We start from the raw sequence: 518 nt of genomic DNA, 5'->3' as shown, positions 1-518 counted from the left end.
CGGCTTGAGGCGCTTATACCTTAGCGAAATTTAAAGTAAATGCTGCCGCGGCAATTTCGCTTGCCGCCGCAGCATAACCTCGTAGTGTTTCGCCGGTGTTAACAGACGCTAAAAATCGCTGAGCTGATGAGCTGCCTGCGGGGCAGGAGAGGAGGAGGGCAAGCTTGCCTGTGCATGGTCTGCGCTCTGGTTAATGTGGAAGTGGGCAACCAACTGGCGCAGTTGATCGCTGAGCTGGGCAAGAGACTGGGTGGCGTGGTTGCTCTCTTGCACCAGGCTTGCATTTTGTTGGGTCATTTGATCCATTTGGGTCACCGCTTGGTTGACCTGCTCAATGCCGCTGCTCTGCTCAATGGTGGCCGCAGAAATCTCTTGTACGAGTGTGCTGAGCTGCTTGATATCATCGACCATCCCATTGATCAGATCGCCGGTATCAAGCCACTGACGGCTGCCTTCCAACACTTTGCTATCTGACGCTTCGATCACTGTTTTGATATCTTTATCAGCGGTGGCCGAAC

At 53.5% G+C, this 518-nt stretch carries 1 protein-coding gene; it reads right to left on the bottom strand.

The window, feature by feature from the left end:
* Nucleotides 1–108: 108 nt before the first annotated feature.
* On the bottom strand, nt 109–518 hold a 410-nt coding region (locus A6R74_RS10520; protein WP_240488208.1), incomplete at its 5' end, for a methyl-accepting chemotaxis protein.

This window comes from Halomonas sp. ALS9 (assembly GCF_001651035.1).
Lineage (GTDB): Bacteria > Pseudomonadota > Gammaproteobacteria > Pseudomonadales > Halomonadaceae > Vreelandella.
This window is presented reverse-complemented; position numbering and strand designations above follow the sequence as displayed.